20 protein-coding genes are annotated in these 22520 nt (G+C 57.7%); 7 read left to right on the top strand and 13 right to left on the bottom strand.

Going from position 1 to position 22520, the window contains the following annotated elements:
- Window positions 1–1549, bottom strand: a 1549-nt coding sequence (locus LAT62_RS01950; RefSeq protein ID WP_293378114.1) for an ATP-binding cassette domain-containing protein, incomplete at its 3' end; no start/stop codon positions are given.
- Window positions 1550–1657: 108 nt separating this feature from the next.
- Here LAT62_RS01950 and LAT62_RS01945 point away from each other — a divergent pair.
- Both LAT62_RS01945 and LAT62_RS01940 read left to right on the top strand, forming a co-directional pair.
- Window positions 1658–2716: an efflux RND transporter periplasmic adaptor subunit gene (locus LAT62_RS01945; RefSeq protein WP_293378111.1), complete on the top strand. Its 1059-nt coding sequence runs from the start codon at window positions 1658–1660 to the stop codon at window positions 2714–2716.
- 2 nt (window positions 2717–2718) lie between these two features.
- The gene (locus tag LAT62_RS01940) at window positions 2719–5883 is read left to right on the top strand and encodes an efflux RND transporter permease subunit (RefSeq protein ID WP_293378108.1); all 3165 of its coding nucleotides are present in this window, start codon (window positions 2719–2721) and stop codon (window positions 5881–5883) included.
- Here the strand turns inward: LAT62_RS01940 and LAT62_RS01935 are convergent.
- Genes LAT62_RS01935 through LAT62_RS01915 form a run of 5 tightly spaced genes read right to left on the bottom strand, consistent with a single transcriptional unit; the run spans window position 5837 to window position 9868 of the window.
- The gene (locus LAT62_RS01935) at window positions 5837–6658 is read right to left on the bottom strand and encodes an MOSC N-terminal beta barrel domain-containing protein (RefSeq protein WP_293378105.1); all 822 of its coding nucleotides are present in this window, start codon (window positions 6656–6658) and stop codon (window positions 5837–5839) included. The genes LAT62_RS01940 and LAT62_RS01935 overlap by 47 nt on opposite strands.
- A 36-nt stretch (window positions 6659–6694) precedes the next feature.
- On the bottom strand, window positions 6695–7627 hold the full coding sequence (locus tag LAT62_RS01930) for a chemotaxis protein CheV (RefSeq protein ID WP_293378103.1): 933 nt from the start codon (window positions 7625–7627) through the stop codon (window positions 6695–6697).
- A 25-nt stretch (window positions 7628–7652) separates the two neighbouring features.
- On the bottom strand, window positions 7653–8345 hold the full coding sequence (locus tag LAT62_RS01925; protein ID WP_293378100.1) for a hypothetical protein: 693 nt from the start codon (window positions 8343–8345) through the stop codon (window positions 7653–7655).
- Between the two features lie 43 nt (window positions 8346–8388).
- Complete coding sequence (locus LAT62_RS01920) at window positions 8389–8688, bottom strand: glutaredoxin family protein (RefSeq protein ID WP_293378097.1); 300 nt, start codon at window positions 8686–8688, stop codon at window positions 8389–8391.
- Between the two features lie 58 nt (window positions 8689–8746).
- Window positions 8747–9868 (bottom strand): DUF5610 domain-containing protein, encoded by a 1122-nt coding sequence (locus tag LAT62_RS01915; protein WP_293378094.1) that lies wholly within the window; start codon window positions 9866–9868, stop codon window positions 8747–8749.
- Window positions 9869–10115: 247 nt separating this feature from the next.
- On the opposite strand from LAT62_RS01915, the gene LAT62_RS01910 reads away from it, so the two are divergent.
- Entirely contained in the window at window positions 10116–11015 is a 900-nt protein-coding gene (locus LAT62_RS01910) for a LysR family transcriptional regulator (RefSeq protein ID WP_293378091.1), read from the top strand.
- An 80-nt stretch (window positions 11016–11095) separates the two neighbouring features.
- On the opposite strand, the gene LAT62_RS01905 is transcribed toward LAT62_RS01910, so the two are convergent.
- Together LAT62_RS01905 and yaaA are read right to left on the bottom strand one after the other, a co-directional pair.
- Complete coding sequence (locus LAT62_RS01905; RefSeq protein ID WP_293378088.1) at window positions 11096–11671, bottom strand: YajG family lipoprotein; 576 nt, start codon at window positions 11669–11671, stop codon at window positions 11096–11098.
- Window positions 11672–11694: 23 nt separating this feature from the next.
- Window positions 11695–12471: a peroxide stress protein YaaA gene (yaaA, locus tag LAT62_RS01900; protein ID WP_293378085.1), complete on the bottom strand. Its 777-nt coding sequence runs from the start codon at window positions 12469–12471 to the stop codon at window positions 11695–11697.
- A 77-nt stretch (window positions 12472–12548) separates the two neighbouring features.
- Between yaaA and LAT62_RS01895 the strand changes: the two genes are divergently transcribed.
- Both LAT62_RS01895 and LAT62_RS01890 read left to right on the top strand, forming a co-directional pair.
- Entirely contained in the window at window positions 12549–13301 is a 753-nt protein-coding gene (locus LAT62_RS01895) for a hydroxyacylglutathione hydrolase (RefSeq protein ID WP_293378082.1), read from the top strand.
- Window positions 13302–13527: 226 nt separating this feature from the next.
- The gene (locus tag LAT62_RS01890) at window positions 13528–15684 is read left to right on the top strand and encodes a methyl-accepting chemotaxis protein (protein ID WP_293378080.1); all 2157 of its coding nucleotides are present in this window, start codon (window positions 13528–13530) and stop codon (window positions 15682–15684) included.
- Between the two features lies 1 nt (window position 15685).
- On the opposite strand, the gene LAT62_RS01885 is transcribed toward LAT62_RS01890, so the two are convergent.
- Window positions 15686–16723: an NADP(H)-dependent aldo-keto reductase gene (locus tag LAT62_RS01885; RefSeq protein ID WP_293378077.1), complete on the bottom strand. Its 1038-nt coding sequence runs from the start codon at window positions 16721–16723 to the stop codon at window positions 15686–15688.
- A gap of 74 nt (window positions 16724–16797) precedes the next feature.
- On the opposite strand from LAT62_RS01885, the gene LAT62_RS01880 reads away from it, so the two are divergent.
- The gene (locus LAT62_RS01880; RefSeq protein WP_293378074.1) at window positions 16798–17040 is read left to right on the top strand and encodes a hypothetical protein; all 243 of its coding nucleotides are present in this window, start codon (window positions 16798–16800) and stop codon (window positions 17038–17040) included.
- Window positions 17037–17789 carry a heparan-alpha-glucosaminide N-acetyltransferase gene (locus LAT62_RS01875; RefSeq protein WP_293378071.1) on the top strand — a complete coding sequence of 251 codons (753 nt, stop codon included), beginning with the start codon at window positions 17037–17039 and terminating at the stop codon, window positions 17787–17789. Before LAT62_RS01880 ends, LAT62_RS01875 begins: the two co-directional genes overlap by 4 nt.
- On the opposite strand, the gene pepN is transcribed toward LAT62_RS01875, so the two are convergent.
- The 4 genes from pepN to LAT62_RS01855 are packed head-to-tail and all read right to left on the bottom strand — an operon-like array spanning window position 17790 to window position 22494.
- Window positions 17790–20426, bottom strand: a complete 2637-nt coding sequence (gene pepN / locus LAT62_RS01870; protein WP_293378068.1) for an aminopeptidase N — start codon at window positions 20424–20426, stop codon at window positions 17790–17792.
- Window positions 20427–20429: 3 nt separating this feature from the next.
- Window positions 20430–21302 carry a DUF2797 domain-containing protein gene (locus tag LAT62_RS01865; RefSeq protein WP_293378065.1) on the bottom strand — a complete coding sequence of 291 codons (873 nt, stop codon included), beginning with the start codon at window positions 21300–21302 and terminating at the stop codon, window positions 20430–20432.
- Window positions 21292–21555, bottom strand: a complete 264-nt coding sequence (locus tag LAT62_RS01860; protein WP_293378062.1) for a DUF1315 family protein — start codon at window positions 21553–21555, stop codon at window positions 21292–21294. The genes LAT62_RS01865 and LAT62_RS01860 overlap by 11 nt, the downstream gene beginning before the upstream one ends.
- Window positions 21556–21564: 9 nt before the next feature.
- Complete coding sequence (locus LAT62_RS01855) at window positions 21565–22494, bottom strand: NAD(+) kinase (protein ID WP_293378059.1); 930 nt, start codon at window positions 22492–22494, stop codon at window positions 21565–21567.
- Between the last annotated feature and the right edge of the window lie 26 nt (window positions 22495–22520).

Here is a 22520-nt window from a genome sequence, read left to right as displayed (position 1 = left end):
AGCCACCCACCAGGTTGACCAGCTTACCGCCCCCGCTCATGCCCCAGACACGCGTTGCCACGTGGTCGATGAAGTAGCGATCGTGACTGATAACGATGACCGTTCCGGGAAAATCGACAATCAATTCTTCCAGCAACTCCAGCGTATCCAGGTCCAGATCGTTGGTGGGCTCGTCCATGATCAGCAGGTTGGCGGGCTGGCTGAACAGCTTGGCCAGCAGCAGCCTGTTGGCCTCCCCGCCACTCAGTGTGCGCACCGGACTGCGGGCCTGCTGCGACGTAAACAGAAAACGCTCCAGCCAGCTCACTACGTGGATACGCTGACCATTGATCTCGATAAACTCTCGTCCCTCGGACAGGGTGTCCATGACCGAACGATCCGGGTCCAGTTGATGCCGACCCTGATCAAAATAAGCAGACTGCAGCCGGGTACCCACCCGCACCTCGCCGCCATCCGGCTCAAGTTCTCCCAGCAGCAGACGCACCAGGGTGGTCTTGCCGACACCATTCGGCCCGAGCAGCGCAATAGTGTCACCGCGCAGCACTTCGGTACTGAAGTCCCTGACAATGCAATGTTCTCCATAGTGAAACGTCAGGTTCTGCAACTCGAAAACCAGTTTGCCGCTGCGCTCTGCCGCCTGCAGCTCCATCCGCGCCGAGCCGCCCAGCTCGCGGCGTTCAGCGCGCTGGGCGCGCAAGGCTTCGAGACGTCTGACCCGGCCCTCGTTGCGAGTCCGCCTGGCTTTGATCCCCTGTCGGATCCAAGTTTCTTCCTGGGCCAGTCTGCGATCAAAGCGGGCTTGCTGCTCGGCCTCAATACGCAACCGTTCTTCACGGGCCATCAGGAATGATTCGTAGGGTGCCGGGTAGCGATAGAGGTTGCTGCGGTCCAGTTCGACAATCGTTTCTGCCACTGCATCGATAAACTGCCGGTCATGGCTGACGAAGATCACCAGGCCTCTGAAGCCACGCAGAAACTGCTCCAGCCATTCGATACTGTCGATATCGAGATGGTTGGTTGGCTCATCGAGCAGCAGCACATTGGGCTGCGCAATCAGGGCCCGGGCGACCAGCGCCTTGCGCCGCCAGCCGCCGGACAGGTTGTTCAGTGGTGTCCCCGGTTGCAGATCGAACTGGTTGAGCACCGTGTCGACACGCTGCGCCAGACCCCAGGCCATGTTGTCATCCAGCCATTGCTGAAGGCGCCCCACCGCAGCGGACTGCGGGTCACGCAACAGTTCGTCTTCATAAGCCAAGAGTTTGGTACCCGCCTGGCCACCGCCGGCCAGCACAAAACTGCGGATGGTGCCGCTTTCGTTGGGCGGCAGCGATTGCGGCACATAACCGATCTGCGCATCTTCCGACCAGCCTATGGTGCCCTGGTCCGGTGTCTCCACTCCGGCCAGCAGGCGCAGCAGCGTGCTTTTGCCTTCCCCATTGCGACCTACCAGACAAAGCCGTTCATTCGTATTCAACTGCCATTCGACTGCATCCAGAACCGGCTCGGAGCCATAAGCATGATGCAGGGATTGTAAAGAAAGTGTCGGCATGATAAGTGTCAGAACTCCAGATACTTGCAACCTCATATACTACCGCGACTGGGGCTCCAGTGTCTGTGACAGAGGTACAATGCCCTTCATTTATAACGGACAGATCTCATGAAACGATTCCTCGGCCAGGGCGCGGCCATATTGATCATGCTGTTGCTGACGATCTGGATGTACTCCGGGCTGGATGCCGATCTGGCACCGCGCGACTCTGTACAGGCTCCCGGAGAGGATCAACTGTCACGGGTGCAGACACGAACCCTGCTGGCAGAGGACACGGCGCGCACATTGGTCGTGAATGGGGAGACCCGGGTCAACCGTGAGGTCGTGGTGCGGGCCCAGGTAGCAGGTACCATTGATCAGGTCGCAGTCAGTCAGGGACAACTCGTCAGCAGTGGAGACCTGCTGGTGGTCATTGACGAAGGCGACCTGCCGGACCAACTGATCTCAACGCGGGCACTCGAAAGTCAGCGCGAAGCGGAACTCGACGGGGTTCGCCGACTCGTGGACCGGGGTCTGCAAACGGCCTCCGACCTGCGCGCCGCGCAGGCGCAGTTTGAAGATGCTGCCGCCACTCGGCGCAGCCTTGAACGCCAACTGGAGCGCACCCGGATCCATGCGCCCTTCGGTGGTGTCATCGAGGAGCGGCTCGTTGAACAGGGCTCCTTCGTCAGCACCGGTGGAGAAGTGGTGCGAATTCTCGACTATTCACCCCTAAAGATACGGGCCCAGGTCTCCGAAAACCGGATCGGCAGCCTGGCCGTGGGCAATGATGCCGAAGTGACCCTGGTCACTGGTGACCGTTTCATGGGCAGGATCAGCCATATCGGCAGCCGCGCAAGACCGGAAACCCGCACATTTACCGTGGATATAGAGGCCACCGAGCCAGCCCCGGCGGTGGCGGGTGTGACCGCAGAAATTCGCTTTCCGCTGGCGCCGGTGAGGGCTCATTTTGTCTCCCCCGCCCTGCTCAGTCTGAACGAACAGGGTGAGCTCGCGCTCAAGCACCTCAGCGCAGATGACCGGGTAGTTGCTTCTGCCGTTGAGCTGGTGCGTTCCTCCACGGACGGCATATGGGTGACCGGGCTGCCCCCATCGGCCCGTGTGATCACTGTAGGACAGGGGTTTGTGACCGTTGGCCAGCAGGTTGAACCGGTAGAGGTCAACTGACCATGGGCAGCATCATCAATGCCGCATTGGATCGGGTAAGAACCGTATTCCTGCTGTTCGCCCTGGTCGTGGTGGCGGGCGCCTACGCGTTCAATACGATTCCGCGCGAATCGGAACCGGACATTACCGTACCCTGGATTTATGTCTCGATAGGCCTGGAAGGCATTTCGCCACAGGATGCCGACCGCATGCTGGTCAACCCGATTACCCAGGAGATTCGGGGCCTCGACGGGTTGCGGGAATACACATCGGTAGCAACCGAAGGTCATGCCTCCATCACCATGGAGTTTCGCACCGGTGTCGATATTGACCAGGCGCTGGAAGACGTGCGCCGCAAGGTGGACCGCGCCAAACCCAATCTGCCGAGCGGTGCCGACGACCCTTCAGTGAATGAGATCAATCTGGCCCTGTTCCCGATTCTCAACGTGAACCTGTTCGGCGAGCTTGATGATCGAATACTGTACACCGTTGCCGAGCGGTTGCAGGAAGAACTGGAAGCCCTGACTGGCGTATTGGAAGCCCCCATCATCGGCATTCGTGAAGAGTTGGCTGAAATCATTGTCGACCCGGCCATGATGGCCAGCTACAACCTGTCGAATGATGAACTGGTCGATCAGGTGCGGCGCAACAACCAACTGGTCACTGCCGGCAGCCTTGATACCGGTGCGGGCCGATTCTCGGTCAAGGTGCCCGGCCTGATCGAAACGGAAGATGATATCCTCAATCTGCCCATCCGCTCGACGCAGGATGCAGTGGTCCGCTTCCAGGATATCGCCATCGGGCAGCGCACCTATGCCGACGCCACCCAGTATTCCCGCGTCAACGGACAGCCGGCAGTCACCCTGGAAATCACCAAACGGGTGGGCGAAAACATCATAGAGACGGTACGTGATGTCAAAGCGATTGTAGAAGCACAGCAGAGTGAGTGGCCGGAAGGGTTGCAGGTCAGTTTTACTGCCGATCAGTCCGTCATGATCGAGCAGACTCTGTCAGACCTGTTCAACAGTGTTGGCCTGGCGACCTTGCTGGTGGTCATCGTCATGCTATGGACGCTGGGTATCCGCACATCCATTCTGGTCGGCATCTCCATTCCAGCGTCTTTTCTCTGTGGCATTCTGTTGCTGTCGATCATGGGCCATACCCTGAACATCATTGTCTTGTTCGCACTGATTCTATGCGTCGGGATACTGGTGGATGGCGCCATCGTGGTGACGGAATACGCCGATCGCCGCATGAGCGAAGGCGTGCCTCGCCTGAACGCATTCCGTGAAGCGGCCACTCGCATGTCCTGGCCGGTTATTTCGTCCACGCTGACTACCTTGGCGGTCTTTGCCCCCCTGCTGTTCTGGCCCGGTATTGTCGGCGAATTCATGAGTTTCATGCCGATAACGGTCATCCTTACTCTGGGCAGTGCTCTGGTTGTAGCCCTGATCGTCATGCCGGCTCTGGGTTCGGTTATCGGGAAACCGGCGGCCATTTCGCTGCGCAAGGCCAATAATCTGATTGCTGCAAGCCAGGGCAATGTCGAGCGGATGACCGGCGCTGCCGGCCTGTACATCAGAACCCTCAAACACCTGTTGCGCGTTCCCCTGCTGGTGCTGGCCGGCGTTGTTTTCATCATCGCCTCGCTGGGCTATTTCTATGCACAATATGGCAAAGGGGTTGAGTTTTTCCCGCAGATTGACTCGGATTTTGGCAGCATCGTAGTGCGAGCGCGGGGTAACCTGTCGCTCAATGAAAGAGACGTGCTGGTGCGCCAGGTCGAGCAACATATTCTGCAGATGCCGGAGGTGCGCTCTGTCAATACGCGCACGTCTGCCTCTGAAATGCAGAACCAGTCGGCGGACACGATCGGGGTGTTGCAACTGGAGTTGGTGTCCTGGGAGCATCGCCCAACTGCATTGCAGGTCATGGACCAGATTGTCCGCGAAACCCGGCATATTCCCGGCATTGTCGTCGAACGGCAGGCCTTTGCCATGGGTCCGACCGCAGGTGTCGATATCCAGCTCGACCTGGTTTCCAATGATCTGGCGGCGCTGACCGAGACCACGCGTGAACTGACCCGGCTGTTGCAGAGCGACAGCCGCTATGTCGAAGTGTCCAACAACCTGCCCCTGGAAGGCCTGGAATGGCGGATTGATATCGATCGTCAGGCGGCCAGTCGGTTCGATGCGGACCTGTCGGCAGTCGGTGCCGCCATGCAAATGCTGACGACCGGGCTGACCATTGGCACCTACCGTCCGGCAGATGCCGATGAAGAGCTGGATATCCGCATCCGCTACCCGTTCAGCGGTCGCGATCTGGACATGATAGACCGCCTCACCGTGACCGCCGGAGGTCAGCAGGTCCCGCTGTCCAACTTTATCGAACGACGTGCCCAGAGCCCGGAAGGTGATCTGCGCCGTACCGATGGCAACCTGACCTATCGTATTGAAGCCAATGCGGCACCCGACTATCTGGTGGCGGATCTGGTGGATGACATGGGCCGCCGCTTTGCCGACCTGCGAGCGGCAGGAGAGATTCCGGACAATGTGATCCCCCGCTTCCGGGGTGATCAGGAGGAGCAGGATGAAGCCGCACAGTTCCTGTCCATGGCGTTCATGGTGGCCATCTTCCTGATGTTTGTCATTCTGGTCACTCAGTTCAACAGCCTTTACCAGGCGCTGCTGATCATGAGTGCCATCGTGTTTTCATCGGCGGGTGTGTTACTGGGCCTGCTGTTGACCGGACAGCCCTTCGGCATCGTCATGGTGGGGGTGGCGATCATTGCCCTGGCGGGCATCGTGGTGAACAACAACATCGTCCTGATCGATACCTACAATCTGATTCGGAAACAGGGTGACAACCCCGTTGATGCTGCCATCAAGACAGCGGCACAGCGTCTGCGCCCAGTCCTGCTGACGTCCGTAACGACTGTGCTGGGACTGCTGCCGATGGCGCTGCAACTGAATATCAATCTGGTCACCCGCACAATCACGGTCGGGGCTCCGGCTTCTCAATGGTGGGCACAGTTGTCAACGGCCATTGTTGGTGGCCTTACCTTTGCGACGGTGCTGACGCTGGTGCTGACGCCCTGCCTGCTGGTGGGCGGTGATCATCTGATGGCTCGCGTGCGCACTTTCAGGTTTCGGAAACCCGTTGCGACGACCGCGACACCGGACGCATGATCTCCCCGAGCACCAGAGGTGACTCGGTCAGTTCGGCAATCGCATTGATGCCGAATACCGGATTGCCATTGACCGCATTGGTGGAGACCAGATGCTTGAGTACGGCAGGCGTACTGTCAGCGGTTCCAGGCCGAAGTGTTATGACCTTGCAGCGCACACAGGGTTTGACCAGGCGCAGCCGATGCTGTGCGCTGACCAGATACTGCCAGTCACCTTCCGCCCAGGGATCACCGCCACTGACCACAACATTGGGTCGAAAGCGCGACATTTCGAGGGGAACCGGAGCACCATTGTTGAGCGCCTGCAATGACTCCTCGTGACAGATCAGCAAGGGAAATCCATCGGCGAAACCGACATTGGCTTCGACATAACGCGGGTCAACCGCACGCGGTCTTTCCTTGCGATAACGCACCAGGCGCACCGGTTGGTCGAGGTAGTGTGATAGCCAGTTGTTGGCGTGACGGGGAGCCACCAGAACATTGACCACATCCTTCCACAGGGTGACGTCTGTGTCCTCGATGCAATCGGCCGCGTTGATATCAAGTTGTTCGCCATCAGGTGCAGTCAGTCGCAGTTGCTGTCCAAGCAGGCCTGAGCGAAAGGCGCCCAGCCGCGGCACGTTGCGCTGCGACAGAAAATGACCCTCGGCATCAACCACCATCCAGCGTCGATCATCCGTAGGCCCACACTCATCAAGTCGTAATGATGCAACCGGGTTGCCTGCCATCCCTTTGACCGGGTAGGTCCACAACCCCGTCACCAGCAACTCTCCCACCGTTGATTCCTCCGGCTTTCAACTGGCGTCAGAGTATCATAAATCGGTGACTGCGCGAATGCGCTCCTGCACCAGGTTGGCCAGATCTTCCGGCCGGAATTTGGACAAAAAGGCATCACAACCCACCTTTTTGACCATGGCCTCATTGAAGCTGCCGCTCAAGGACGTGTGCAGCACAATGAAGAGGTCCTGCAAGGCTGGATCCCGCCTGATTTCAGTGGTCAGCATATAGCCATCCATCACCGGCATCTCGGCGTCGGTGATCAACATCAGCAGCTTTTCCGATACCTTCTCGCCCGCCAGACTCCAGGACTTGAGCTTCTCGAGACCCTTGGCCCCGTCAGTCGCCTGGTGCACCACGATCCCGATACTCTCCAGAGTGGTTCGCGCCTGCGACAGCGCCGTCAGGGAGTCATCCACCATCAGAACTTCACGCCCGGCTGCCTGCGCCACTACCTCATCAGCCAGAATGCCGGAAGGAATCTCGGTCGGAGCGGGCTGCACCTCGGACAGTACCTTTTCCACATCGATGATTTCTACAATTCGACCTTCATTGTGTGTGATGGCAGTCAGAAAGTGATGCCTGCCGGAGCCGCTGGGTGGCGGCTTTATGTCTTCCCAGTTCATGTTCACGATGCGGTCAACACTGCCCACCACAAAGGCCTGAACACTGCTGTTGTATTCAGTCACGATGATGGTCGACTCTTCGGTGATGTCCAATGGACGCATGCCAATGGATCGCGACAGGTCATACACCGGAATCGACATGCCACGCAAATGGACCACACCATGAATGTTGGGATGCTGGTGAGGCAACACGGTCACCTTGGGCAATGCCAGTACTTCACGCACCTTGAACACATTGATGGCGTAGGCCTGCTGACCGCGCAGATTGAACAGCAGGAGTTCGAGACGATTCTGTCCAACCAGGTTGGTGCGGCTGTCGACACTGCTCATGAGATTGGACATAGGGTGACTCCCGATGTGCTAATGGCTAAAATATGTCGCAGCGGTTCCACTCACAGCTGACCAGTTGATAACGCCGATCGGAACATTGGGCCTCATAAATCTCCCTGGGCCAGTCCGCTTTCAGCAGCTGTATTTCAGGTTGCTGACACCCCTGTCTGCCCAGTGCCTCTTCTGCCTGGAAATAGGACCGTCCGTAGTTGTCGGACGGCAATTGCGGCTGGCGACTGCGCTCTGCGGGCTCGAGATCCAGCCCGCCTTCATTGGCCAGAGCTACCAGGGCGCTGTAATGGTCGCGATCCTGGCTGAGATCGCGGTCTCCGGCTTCGAAATCGGCCAGGTGTCGCACACAGGTGCGCTCGGCATTGCGTCCCTCCAGGCGCTCTGCTACGGCCTCCTTCTGCTGCCGATCCAGGGCGTCTCCGGCGCGCATGGTGAACAGTGCAAGCGATTCTTCACGACGTTCGTCACCGAAACTCTGCAGTTCACGGGTGAAGCCGTAATCAGCCGCACGCAACAGTTGCTCATTACGTTCCCACCAGACTCTGTCTGCATTGCGTGCCGCTGCCGCCGCTTCACCACTGACTTCGGTGCAGGCCGCCACCCAGGCGCGCAATTCGGCTTCTGTGGACAGGGCACTGGCAACAGCCTGATTGCGATACTCAGCAGTCGATGTCGCACAGCCGACCAGGGCCAGGCCTGCCAGACTCATAGCAAACATGTTGATTATTCTGCGCACAATTTACTCCAGAGTGGAAAAATGCTCATGCCAGGCTCTCGACCCGCTGTTGCAGCCAGTGATCCAGCGTCTCTGCATCGAAAGGCCAGCCGAGTTCGGTAGCGCTCTGCTCATGTCGCAAAACCGGAATGCGTTCCGCGTAGTTCGCCAGCAAACGATCTTCTTCTGCTATATCGACGAGCTCCACCTGGCAAATGCCAGCCTCGACATAGGGCAAAAGCAACTCTACCGCCGTCTCGCAGAGATGACAGTGTGACGTTTCCATCAGCTGCAGTTGAAGCGGCAAAGCCTCGGTAACAGCGTTAACATCTATCCGAACCGACAAGGGCGCGTACCTGCAGGGCTAGACTACCCTGCAAGTATAGCGCGCTACCCGGTGCGGGTCAGCCATTCAGGCGTTCCAGCATGGATTGCGCAAACTCCAGCATGCTGGATTTCTGTTTTGGATGTGCGCTCAACGTGTCCAGCAATGCGGAAGGATCAAGCAGATCGGATTGGTTGCGCTGCAGATCGCCCAGAGCCTGAGCGTATTGTTTGATCGGCATGATCCAGTCTGCCGCACCTCTGCCCTGGTCACCTGATGCCATGGCACTGTATTCTGCAACAGCCACTGTCTTCTGCGTCATGTTGAGACTCATCGATACCAGCGTACTTCCGTCGACATCAAGTCGCTCTGCTTTATCGAAGGCCGCTTCATAATTGCCGCTGTAGAATTTGTCGGCCACCTTGCCCACGTCCTTCAACAGGGCTTCAATCGCAGCCGTTTCTTCATCGTTCAGGTCGCCATCCACCGTGAAAGTGAACTGCTCACCCTGTTCATCAAGCCACTGGGCTGCCAATTGCTGTCCGTTTTCATTCTGGTTCTTGACCAGTTCCAGCGCCTGCGAGTCCCGCCGCGCCGCGTTGATGGTTACTACATCCCCTTCCGCAGTGGTTACGGAGAAGGAAAAACTGTTCTGTTGAGTCTGACTGGCCGCTATGCGACTGCTTTGCACATTGGACGCCGCCTGATTGCTGACCAGATCAGCCAGCCCCTGGGAGAAGTCATCAAGTCGGGTGCGAATGCCCTCACGGGCCTCACCGATGACGGTACCCAGTTCATCCGACATCAGACCCAGGCCCTTGATGATGTCCTGTGCGTCACTGAACCCTTTATCGATACCCTTCTGCGCAGCCTCCATCATGGACTGCAGCTCGGCCTCACTGGCACCCTGAGATGCCGCCCGCTGCATGGCGCGCTCGAGCACACTGCTGACATTATCGACCACAGCCTGTGGGTCAAAGTTTTTCAGCACCTGCTCCGGGGAATCGTACTTCGACTGTACACTGCTGCCGAGCGAAACCCGGTCTGCACTGCCTTTGCCTTCAGCCCGGTTCTGACCAGGCGCCGCTTCCCGACCTTTACCGGGTTCCGGTGAACCCTTTGCTACCTCGGGCAGCCCGCTGCCCTTGGGACCGAGTCCGGGGACACTTGCCCCCGGATTCATTGAATTGATACCCATCATGTCATTGCGCTCCGCTAATGTTCTCCTCATGCGGGTTAACGGCGGTCGCAGCAGATTCTTTAATGTTGTTTCCGGTTTTCGCACAGTGTTTTTGTTACAAACTGTTTGCCGGATAGCGGGAAATAAATTCATAACTGTATGTAGATAACCGGACACAACTGCTAACATGCCGCTTAAAATATTGTGACAACCCGTGTGCCTGCTGCCGGCAGGTGCGGACACTATTCATCAGCAGACAGAGAGTGCTATGGCCCGATTGGATTCACTGGTCATTTTTACGACCGTTGTCAAAGCCAATAATTTCACCAATGCGGCTCATTCCCTGGGGCTGACCCCTTCCGCGGTTAGCAAGCAGATCAGCCTGCTTGAAGACCGACTGGGTGTTCGCCTGCTCAATCGTACGACCCGCAGTGTCAGCCCGACAGAAGCTGGCCAGCTCTTTTTCAATCGATGCAATCGGATTCTGGAAGATCTGGAAGAAGCCGAGCACATGGTCAAGGATCTGGATACCAGCCCCAAGGGAACGCTGAAGATAACGGCCACTCCGACCTTCGGGCGTGCAATGCTGATGAAGATATTCAGTGAATTCTTGCACGAATATCCTGAGGTGAATTTTGATCTGATACTGGCCGACAAGAGCCTTGACCTCGTTCGTGAAGGCATCGACCTGTCCATTCATCTGGGCTCGCTGCAGGACAGCAGACTGGTCGCCCGCCCGGTAGCCAAGCAGAATGTGATCATGGTGGCTACCCGGCGCTACATCGAGCGACATGGTCAGCCGGCAACACTCGAGGAGCTGAACCATCATCACATGCTGATGGTCTCGGGCATCGACTATGCCGAACCACGCTGGATCAAGCGTTTCATCAAGGAGGCCAACCTGCAGGACAAGGAACGCCGCTTTACCGTGAATGATCTGGATACCATGTGTGAAGCCTGTCTGCATGATATGGGCGTTGCTGCCCTGCCCATCTACATGGTCCAGAAGGAACTCGACAACGGCACCCTGATCCATGTACTGCCGGATGTGGTCTTTCCCAAGCGGACCATCCACATCGTCTATCCGGAGAATCGTTATCTGTCCGCCAAAAGCCGCGCTTTCATAGATTTCATGGCCGACTATTTCGAGAAGAATGCGCTTCGCTGATTATTGAAAAACCGGGCAATAAAAAACCCGCCGAGCCGAGCTCGAGCGGGTTTTTTATTTCGCCAGGAGCGGAAGACTTGCTAGCGACGCAGGAAGGTGTGCACCCGATTGTCACGAATCAGACGATCCACACTGCTGTTGAGGGCCTCTTCGAGGAACATCTTGTTGTCTTCTGCAGATGGCCGGGTCACACGGGTCTGGTTGCTGGCCGAGCGATAACTGCGCTCCAGATTGCCGCGGGAATCCGAAATGCGCAAAGCCAGTTCGGCAACTACTTGCACTTCAGAGCTCATGGTTCCGGATTCGCGCGCGTAGCGCAGCTCTGACAACTGAACCGCCATGGTGAAGTCGGCACCTGACTCGGATACCGTATAGCCCGCATCCTCGAGTTTACCGCGCAACAGTGCGCGGAGATCTGCCGCAATATCATTGCTGGCGGTCAGGGTTGCCGACTCATCGTAGGTGCCGCCCAGAGTTCCGAAAGCAGATTCCGAGCGGGTATCCGTAACGCTCAGGTTGACGACAATACCGCTGCGGTCAGCCGAGGGAAATGTTTCATCTGACGCCGGATCAATGGCCACTTGCTGGGGCGAAATGGCACAAGCCGCCAGTAGGACCAGGGTGGCCAGCGAAGGCAGTATGCGTTGCAGGAACATTTATCGTTCTCCCGATAATCAAATCATGCTTCCTGCTTGCGCAGGAAGACCCATTCATCCGCTGTTGAGGATGATTCGTCGTAAGTGTAGCCACCGAAATCGAACCGTTTCAAATTTTCCACCGATTCAATTTTGTGTTCAGCCATATACCGCACCATCATGCCACGTGCCTTCTTGGCGAAAAAGCTGATTATCTTGTAGCGCCCGTTTTTCCAGTCCTTGAACACCGGTGTGACCACGGACACGTCTTTCAGATGTGGCTTGAGACTGCGGAAATATTCTTCTGAAGCGAGGTTGACGACTGTGCTGTCCCGGTGCCCTGCAGCAGCCTGCTGCACGTGCTCTGCCAAGCGGGCACCCCAGAACTGATAGAGATCATCGCCCTTTCCGGTTGTCACCTTTTTGCCCATTTCAAGCCTGTAAGGCAGCATTTCGTCGGTTGGCCGCAATACACCATACAAGCCGGACAGGATACGCAAATGGTCTTCCAGGTAGGCTATGGACTCCCGGTCCAGATTGTAGGCGTCGAGGCCAGCGTAGACATCGCCCTTGAAAGCGAACAGCGCAGCCCGTGCCTCACCTTCCGGAAACGGCCATTGCCAGTGGCTGAAACGTTCGGCATTCTGCACAGCCAGTTTCTCCGAAATACCCATCAGGGCCTGCAGATCGGAGGGGCTGTAGCGGCGCATGGTGTCGACCAGTTCAGCCGCAGCCTCCGGGAACAGCGGCTCTGAAAGTTTTACAGCAGGGGGTGTTGTCTCGTAGTCCAGCGTTTTGGCCGGAGAAATAACAGCAAGCATGAATACTCCTGAAAAAGACCGTCCTGAGAAGTTAAGCTATTATCGGGGCAAATCAAAACACCACAAGGGGCAGCCGAATGAAACATCATGTCCATCGCTATTTCGTACCGGACAGTTTGCAGAACTACAATCACCTGGTGGTGGCGGGTGATAAGGCCGCATCCATTGACCCGTTCAACTGGGACCTGGCCCTTGCCGAAGCAGAACGTCTGGGGGTTACCCTGACCGAAATCTGGTTGACGCATGGCCACGGCGACCATGTTGCGGGGGTGCCGAAGCACTTTGCCGGACCTGTGCGGGGGCATCCCGATACGGCCAGCAGGGTTAACCTGACCGATCCGCTCACCGGTGGCGAAAAACTGGCATTCAACGGCTGCCCCGTCGAAGTGCTCGCCACGCCGGGACATACCTTTGATCACCTGTGCTTTTTCCTGCCACGGATTCCCGCCCTGATCGCTGGCGACACCCTGTTCAATGCCGGTGTCGGCAATACCCGCAGCGGTGATACCGACACCCTGTTCTGCAGCATCCAGGCATTGCGCCAACTGCCGGGCGATACGCACCTGTACAACGGTCATGACTACATGCCAACCAATGTACGCTTTACCGAATCCATCATCGGGGAAACCGCGACGACTCAAGCCTGGGCAGAAGCCTGCACCACGACAGACGAGTCCACCCGACCCGTCACCACACTGGCCCAGGAAGCGGAGCTGAATCTGTTTCTGCGCACTGATGATGCGAATCTGATCAAGGCCCTTGAGTTGCCCGATGATGCGCCAGAGCAGCAGGTGTTCCGAAAATTGCGTGAACGACGGGATCAATGGTGAGCGGATCTCAACTGGCTGCCCGGTGACTCCTGTATTAAAGTTGTATCATCGATACCCGATAACAAAAAAATAACAGCGTTACATGACAGAGTGGTTGCGACCACTCGAAATCCAGGGATGGTCATTCAGTTCAGTGCCTCTGGCAGGGCAACCTGGCTGTGCTCGCCGGACGGCGAACCTGTAGCGCAATAACGCTAATTGGCCGCAAGGTAGTCCAGTGATGAAGATGACTGTTGTTCAACGCACAGGGCTTGGCTTCCTGTTGATTCTGTCCCTGATGACCGTGATTGCGGGCGCCGCTCTGCAAACCCAGCAGGCGACTGAACGCAGCATGGCCGAGATGGCCGATGAGGTGCTGCCCCTGCTGCAATCCGGCTACAGCCTGCTGATCAGCGCCCAGAATACCAACAAAGCCATCTCCCAGCATGCGGCAGAGACCAGCTCCGACACTCTGGATTCTTACGAATCGGAGTTCGAACTTGAGGTGCAGCGCTATCAGGCCCTGCTGGCAGAGGTCGAAAGTCAGCTTTCGGATATGCCTGAACTGCTCGCAACGCTGCAGGATGCTGACCGCTTTGTGCAGGAAATGATCGCTGACGGCGCCGAGCACCTGAGTGTGCATCGCGACATACTCGAGGCGCGCAGCATGTATCAGGAGGAGGTTCAGGGAGAGGCCTCCCGTTGGCTGCAGTTCCCCAATGACATGCAGATTGTGGATCGAGTTATCGAGGTGCTTGGGCAGCAGCAGGACCCGATGGCCAGCCTGATTGGTGGTGACACGAATTACGTCCGCGAGCGCCTCGACAGGATTCGCACCGATATGTCACGACTGGCCCTCGAAGATGATGTGGCAGAAGTGGAACGAATGACCGAACGCTTGCAGCGCGATGTCGCCAACAGTCAGGAACGTATCGAGCGGCTGCAGGAGAACAACCAGATCATTCACCAGCGACTGTCACCCTACGTGGGTGTCCTGGAGCGTGCCGTCAATGCCTCTGATGGCACGCTCGCGTTGCAGTTGAACCTGCTGCGCCTGGAAAATCGAAGCCGGGAACTGCTCAACCGCATCGCCAATGACATCAACGACGGTGTCGAGGGCCTGCAGATCATGACCGACTCGGTGGCCAGTCAGTCTGATCGGCTGCAGGCTGAAATGCAGACACGCAGCCAGACAGCGTCCATGACCATCATCGCCGTCTATGTGGTGTCACTGGGCTTGGCCATTCTGATTGTCATGGGGCTGATCCGCAGTATTCGCAGGCCGCTGAACCGGATCGTCAGGGCGCTGGATAATGTATCTGAAGGCGACCTGACCCAGGTTATCCACCTCCAGGGCCGGGATGAGTTTTCGGCCATTGCTGACGGCATCAACCACCTCACCCGACGGCTGGGAGAAATACTGCATAACATTGCCGATACGTCTTCCCGTGTATCCGGAGTCACCGAGCAGGTGACCGCGACTACCGAAAGCAACCGGGAACGACTTCGAGCACAGAAAGATCAGACCGACACGGTCGCCACCGCCGTCACCGAAATGGAGTCAGCCGCGACCGAAGTGGCCGCCAGTGCAGACCATACACTGGAGGAAGTGGGCAAGGTCCATGAGGAAGCGATCGGCGGGCAAAACAACATGGCGTCCAGTATTGAGGCGATCAAGGCACTGGAAAGCGACCTTGAACGGGCCAGTAAGGTCATCAATGAACTCAACCGGGAATCCGACAATATCGGCAGTATTCTCAGTGTTATCAAGGGCATCGCCGAGCAGACCAATCTGCTGGCGCTGAATGCTGCGATCGAGGCGGCCCGTGCCGGGGAACAGGGTCGCGGCTTCGCTGTGGTGGCTGATGAGGTGCGGGATCTCGCCAGCAAGACCCAGAAATCTACCGAAGAAATCTATGGCATGATCGACGCCCTGCAAAGCCGCTCCCAGGAGGCGGTCAAGATCACCGAGGCAAGCCGCCAGCAATCGCAGTCGGTGGTCAGCAAGTCGGAAGATACGCGCCAGTCCATCGAGGCCATTCTCGCGGCACTGAGTCGCATAAACGACATGACCAGTCAGATTGCCACGGCCGCTGCCGAGCAGAAAAAGGTCGCCGGAGACGTATCGGCCAACACCATCCTGATTGCGGACATGGCTGATGAAGTGGTCAGCAATGCCTCGCGCAACTCGGAAGCCTTCCAAACGCTGGCGGAACTGACACGCGAACAGGAAACTCTGGTGGCGCAATTCCGTTTTGAAGCCCCGGATGCTGACTACCCGGAGCCGGTTGAAGACGCTGAAACCGAGCCCTTCCCCGATGAAGACGGTGAAGAGCTCGACGTTTCAGACAATGAAGACGACAACGCAGAGGACGGCACAGACCACGAGCCTCAACAGCGCTGACTCAGGGACAGGGATTGGGGTGCGCCAGGTGGATCGCCTCAATGCCTGCCCGCACCTCATCGCTCAACTGCAACGAGGCCGAAGCAATATTGGCCTCCAGTTGCTCCAGTGACGTTGCCCCAATGATGTTGGCCGTTACAAAGGGCTGATCATTGACGAACGCCAGCGCCATTTGCGCGGGGTCCAGCCCATGCTCCTGCGCCAGTGCCACATACTCTGCGGAAGCCTTGTCAGCGATCGGTGAAGTATAGCGCTGAAACCGTTCAAACAGCGTCAGGCGGGCGCCCGAGGGCCGCTGTCCGTTGAGATATTTACCACTGAGCACACCGAAGGCCAGGGGTGAATAGGCCAGCAGGCCAGCCTGTTCACGGATCGACATTTCCGCCAGACCCACTTCATAGGACCGGTTCAGCAGATTGTAGGGGTTCTGAATCGATACGATACGCGGCCCCTCCCCCGCGGCGCTCAGGCGCAGGTATTCATGCACGCCCCAGGGGGTTTCATTCGACAGGCCAATATGACGGACCTTGCCGCTGCGCACCAGGTCAGCGAGTGCCGCCAGTGTTTCACTGATCGAGATGGTGTCCTCTTCCGGCTGATGCTGATAGCCCAGTTGACCAAAAAAATTGGTTTTGCGCTCCGGCCAGTGAATCTGATAGAGATCCACATAATCGGTTTGCAGACGCCTGAGGCTGGCATCCAGCGCCTCGCGCAGATGGGCCAGATTCAGACGCGGCCCCTCTCTCAGATAGGGAAAGCTGGCAGATCGCCCTGTGACCTTGGTTGCCAATACCACCTTGTCACGCTGTCCTCTGCCATGCAGCCAGGAGCCCAGATACTGCTCCGTTCTACCCTGCGTCTCTTCCCGCGGCGGTACCGGATACATTTCAGCCGCATCAATGAAGTTGACCCCCTGGTCCAGGGCACAATCGAGTTGCTGGTGGGCTTCAGCTTCGGAGTTCTGTTCTCCCCAGGTCATGGTGCCGAGGCAGATTTTTGATACGCTGATGTCAGTATTGCCCAGTGTTCTGTATTCCATACCTACTCCGGTCTCGTATTGAAATGGTACTATAATGCAGCCATTGGCCTGATAACAGGAACTGCCAGACCCCTATGTCGAGAAAAAAGAAAACACGACGCCTGAAAGATCGCCTCAGCGTCAAAACCGGCTCCAAGAAGAATTTCCTCAAGGACGGTCAGAAGGGCCAGATTCCCTCCAAGAATCGACTGGCCAAACACTCGCGTCAGAAGTCGGCTTACGAGAAACACCTGGCCGGCGAAAGCGGCAAGGAAAAAGCGGAAGAAGTCACCGAGATTGTCGAAGAGCCTGAAGAGGGAGACGATAAGGAAGAATGACCACCTTGGATTGGCGCCAGGCCGGACGCGATTACTTCACTCTGGACACACGCAGTCGTTTGCCGCTGCCGGATGCCCTGCGCGGGCTGGCCATCGTGTTGATGGCCATATTCCACGGTTGGTATGACCTGTCGGTGTTCGGCTTTGTGGAGATGGATTTTGACGACCCGTTTGTGCGCGGTTTTCGCGGCATCATCGTGGGTCTGTTTTGCCTGATGGCCGGTGCCAGTCTGTACTGGACCCACCAGCGAGGCATTCGCTGGCAATCGCTTAAAAAGCGCCAGGGACAGCTCATTGCCAGTGCCGCCCTGCTCTCCGTTTTCAGCCTGCTCGCCTACCCGGAAGCCTGGATCTATTTCGGTATACTGCACTTTTTTGTCATTGCGCTGCTGATCTCGCTGCCCATGGTCCGGATGCCGGTGGTGGCCGGGGTTCTGGGCGCCACTCTGGTTCTTGCGGAACGTCTGGGCCTGCCCTGGACCGACCCCTGGCTGCACGATTATCTGCACCCGATTCTCGGCCTGCCCGACGGCACCATCGACAGGATGTACCTGCTGCCCTGGCTGGGTGTGGTCTGGGTGGGCATCTGGCTGGCCCGGCAGCCCATCATGGCCATTTCGTTCAGCAATTCTCTAAACCGAAGCACCCACTGGCTGCGCTGGATGGGTCAGCGGCCACTGAGCCTCTACCTGATCCACCAGCCTATCCTGTTCGGACTGGCCGCTCTGCTCTGGCTGGCCTTCGGCTGACTACTGACTGCCCTGCAGCGTCTTGGACACCACCTCGTAGACGCCATCCGACAGACCCTCGTGGCTCAGGATGCGCTCGAGGTCTGCCTGCATGGCTTCCTGTACTGGTTTGGTATAGCGTCGCCACTGGGTAAATGGCGTGCACAGGCGGGCCGCAATTTGTGGGTTCTTGCTGTCCAGACGCAGTATGGTCTCGGCCAGAAAGCGATACCCGCCAAAATCGGCGGCATGAAACCCGGCTGAATTGTGTGTGCAGAATACCGAGACCACGCTGCGTATCCGATTGGGGTTCTGCCAACTGAAAGCAGGGTGTTCACAAAGCGCTTCGATATCAGCAACCGTAACGTCGGCCGCATTGGCCTGCAAGGCGAGCCACTGCTCGGTCACCTGAGCGTCTGACTGCCAGCGCTTGTAGAAAGTCTCCATGGCCGACTGCCAGGCTTCATTGGGCACTTGCGACCAGGCTTGCAAGGCCCCGTGCTGTTCTGTCATGTTGTCGGCATTTTCCCAGAGCTGAGCCGCTTCACGCCACCCTTCTCCATCGAGCACCAGATACTGCAAGGCACACAGATGCAGCGCTCTGCAGCCCGCCTGGATGTGATCAAAGCGATAGGCTTCGGTGGCGCGGGTTTCGGTAAAGAGGCTTTGCCAGTGCGGTGACAGTTCATGCGCCAGATGCCGTTTGAGGTCTCCATGGGCACTGTCCAGCGCCAGTGGATCAACGGGCGTGTACTGCTCTGCGAGATAAGCCTGAGCAGGCAACTTCAGGAGGCGGGCCTTGACCGCCGGGTCGAGCAGATTGTCCTGCAGCACCGAGCGGAACGCCTTCAGCAACAGGTTGCGCAGCTTGTCCGCGTTGTCCTGCTGCTGAACGTCTGCCAGCAGCGTGCGCGTGGCCAGCGCCTGCATGGCACTCCAGCGGTTGAAGCTGTTGTCATCGGCGACAATCAGCAGTTGCAGCTCGTCTTCCGAATAGGGGTATTCGCAAACCACGGGCGCGGAGAAGTCACGCAACAGAGATGGCACCGCCGCTTCGCTGACGCCGCTCAGCAGTAGAGTATCTTCCTCTTCACGCAGGCTAAAAACACCTGTTTCAGCATCGAAACCAGAGTGATCAGTGCTGAAACTCAAGGCGCTGCGGCTCTCCCTGCCGATCAGCCCCAAGCGAATGGGGATGTGGAAAGGCGCCTTCTGATCCTGTCCCGGAGTCGCCGGGCAGGATTGCGCAAAACGCAGCGTCAATAGCTGCCCCGAGGGATCATATTCGGAGGTGACATCAACTCTGGGTGTTCCGGCCTGCTCGTACCAGCGCTTGAACTGGGTCAGATCGATACCGGACTTTTCTTCCATGCAGGTCACAAAATCTTCCACGGTGACGGCCTGTCCGTCGAAACGGGAAAAGTACAGGTCACTGGCAGCACGAAAACGCTCCGGGCCGAGCAAGGTGTGCAGCATGCGCACGACTTCCGCCCCTTTCTCGTAGACGGTCAGGGTGTAGAAGTTGTTGATCTCGATATACCGGTCCGGGCGCACCGGATGCGCCATTGGGCCGGCGTCTTCGGCAAACTGGCGGGCCCGCAACTGGGTGACATCGTCCACGCGCTTGACTGCCCGGGAATGCATGTCGGCGGTAAACTCGCAGTCGCGGAACACGGTAAAGCCTTCCTTGAGGCTCAATTGAAACCAGTCTCGGCAGGTGACCCGATTGCCACTCCAGTTGTGAAAGTACTCGTGGGCCACGATGGCTTCAATCAGTTCAAAGCCGGCATCCGTCGTACTGCTCTCGTCGGCCAGTACACAGGCCGAATTGAAAATATTGAGGCCCTTGTTTTCCATGGCCCCCATATTGAAATGATCCACGGCGACAATCATGAACAGGTCGAGATCGTATTCGCGTCCATAAACCTGTTCATCCCAGCGCATGGATCGTTTCAGCGCCTCCAGGGCAAACCTTGTCTTGTGTGTGTTGTGTGCCTCGGTGAACAACTGCAGCGTCACGTCCCGACCGGACTGGGTGGTAAATTTATCCTCGGTACAGGCCAGATCACCCGCCACCAGGGCAAACAGATAGCTGGGTTTGGGAAAGGGATCATGCCATTCTGCAAAGTGGCGGCCCTCTTCCAGCGGCCCCTTGGCAACCGGATTACCATTGGACAGCAGGCACGGATAGTCTTCCGGCGCTTCGATACGGGTAGTAAACACGGATAGCACATCCGGGCGGTCCGGATAAGGGGTGATCCGTCGAAACCCTTCTGCCTCACATTGGGTGCAATACATCCCACCCGATCGGTAAAGCCCTTCGAGCGATGTGTTGTTGTTCGGGTCGATACGGACCCGCGTTCGTACCTCGAAACTGGGCTCGCCGATAGCGGGCAGGATGAGGTCTTCGTTTTCTCTGACGGGATCCACAACCGCAGCACCATCTATCTCCAGTGATTCCAGGGTCATGGGTTCGCCGGCATTGAGAATCAGCGCGCCGTGGCTTCCCAGTTCGGGATTCGGCCGCATCTGAAGTCGAGCCTCTACAATCGTGTAGTCGGCATGGATCTGCACAGTCAGGTGCGTTTCATCAACCAGATAGGCAGGTGGCGTATAGTCCTCGAGATAAACGGTTTGATGAGCCTCGTCGGTACGCATGATTCAGTGTGGGGCCTCTGTCTGTTCGATGATGACTTCGTAGCCGGTATGGCGCCGGATATTGATAACGCCAGTATCCAGAATAAGATACTGACCCTTGATGCCTTGCAGCACCCCTTCAACCTGGGTGGTTTTGTCGAAAGTGCAGGATTTTAGAGTGGTCGGGAAGGTGAGCACAGGATAGGTAACCGTATAAACTTCAGCCTGTTGAATCAGCTGAATCGCCTGCACTCCGTATTGGTTTTGCAGATCCTGCAATTCCTGTCGGCATTTTGCAAACAAATTGTCGCGGCAAGCCGCCAGATCAATCGACTCTGCCTTGCCTTTCAGCATCTGCCGCCAGTTGGTCTTGTCCGAGACATGCTGAGCCAGCAACACTTCCAGCAGACCCGCCAGGTATCGTGATCGCACCCTGGCAACCGGTAGTGCCTCTTCGGCGCCCTGGTCCAGCCAGCGGACAGGAATCTGCGTGCCCCGGGTAATGCCCACCTTGACCTGACCAGTATTGGCCAGATACACAAAATGGGTCTGGAAACAGTGCCGCTCACCCCACTCCGGCTCGCGACAGGTACCCTGCTCGAAATGGCACTTCTCGGGGCTCATGATGCAGCTGTCAGCCTGCGCCAGGCTCATGAAGTGCTCGTAGCAGAACCCCTGAAAGCTCTTCCGGGTTTCTGTGCCGCAATGCTGACAGAAGATCTTGCCGGTATGCTGCAGGCGCACAGGCTTGCCCAGCAATGGCGACAGTGCCACGGACTGGTCACCGGCCTGCAGCCAATAGTCCACACCAGCCTCTGTTGGCCGAGCACGCATCTTGCTCAGTGGCCCCTGCAGCACAGTATGCCAGTCATGCTGACTGAACAGATCAGTGGTCATGTCGTGTCACCGCCGGGATTCTCGAAGCTGAATCGGACTCACTGGAGCCGCAACCGGATCGGTCTATGTGGCCGGTTCTCTGCTCGGGCGGCAGATGCACCGCTTCCCAGGTCAGAACCGCTTCCATGGTGGTTTTCTTCTGGTCGGCGGTGAGTTCCCGGCCATCAGGCCAACGGCCCAGAGCCAGAGCTTCACGCATGCGATCAATCACATCGCGCGGCAGTTGCGCCGCTGTTTCATCAAAGGACGCCATGTCTTCTGTTTACTCCTCATCCTGGCCCAGCCGAGATCCCCAGCCCAGCTTGGTACGGCATATTTCGAAATAGTTGTGCTGCCGGGGATGCAGCAGGTGAAGTCTGTGTTCATGCTTGCAGATATGCAAACGGTCTCCCGGGCAGGTGGGCATATGGGTCTGCGCGTCACAGGACAGATGCGGGGGCTCCTGGTTGTCAGAGCCCAGCTCTATCCTGATCAGGCTGTTGCCATCCACCAGCAATGGGCGACTGCTGAGGCTGTGCGGAAACATGGGAACCAGTGAAATGGCATCCAGCCCCGGCTGCATGATGGGGCCACCCGCCGACAGCGCATACGCCGTCGAGCCGGTGGGTGTGGAGACAATCAAACCGTCCGAACGCTGGCGATACACAAACTGATTGTCGACATACAGATCGAATTCGATCATCCGTATCGCTTCACCCGGGTGCAGCACCACATCATTGAGCGCCGTGGCCGAACGCACCGTCTCGCCATTGCGTTCCAGGCGGGCCTGTAGCAGAAACCGATGCTCTAGCAAGTAGTCTCCCGCCAGCACCGCGCCGACCTGCGCCTCCAGATCACCGGGCATGATGTCGGTCAGAAAGCCCAGCCGCCCGCGGTTGATGCCCAGAACCGGCTTTTCGTATTGCGCCATGTCGCGGGCTGCTGCCAACAGGGTGCCGTCACCGCCGACCACAACAACAAGATCTGCCCAGCGACCCAACTGTACCTTGTCGGCAAACACCGGTTGAGGGTCATTGCCCGGCCCTGCGCTGTCCCGGCCGATGTCATTCAGCATAGGCGCCAGAGACGCCTCAAACTTGCACTCCAGCCCCTGCTCGAACAACCAGTGATGCAGTCGGTGCAGCGTCGCACGCACATTGTCGCTACCCTGACGACCCAGTACCGCTATTTTGTTAAATGCCCTGTCGGTCAATACAATGCTCCTCAGACACTGGGCGA

The organism is Natronospirillum sp. (assembly GCF_022565775.1).
Lineage (GTDB): Bacteria > Pseudomonadota > Gammaproteobacteria > Pseudomonadales > Natronospirillaceae > Natronospirillum.
Note: the sequence above shows the minus strand (reverse complement) of the source record. Positions and strands in the feature narration are given on the sequence as shown.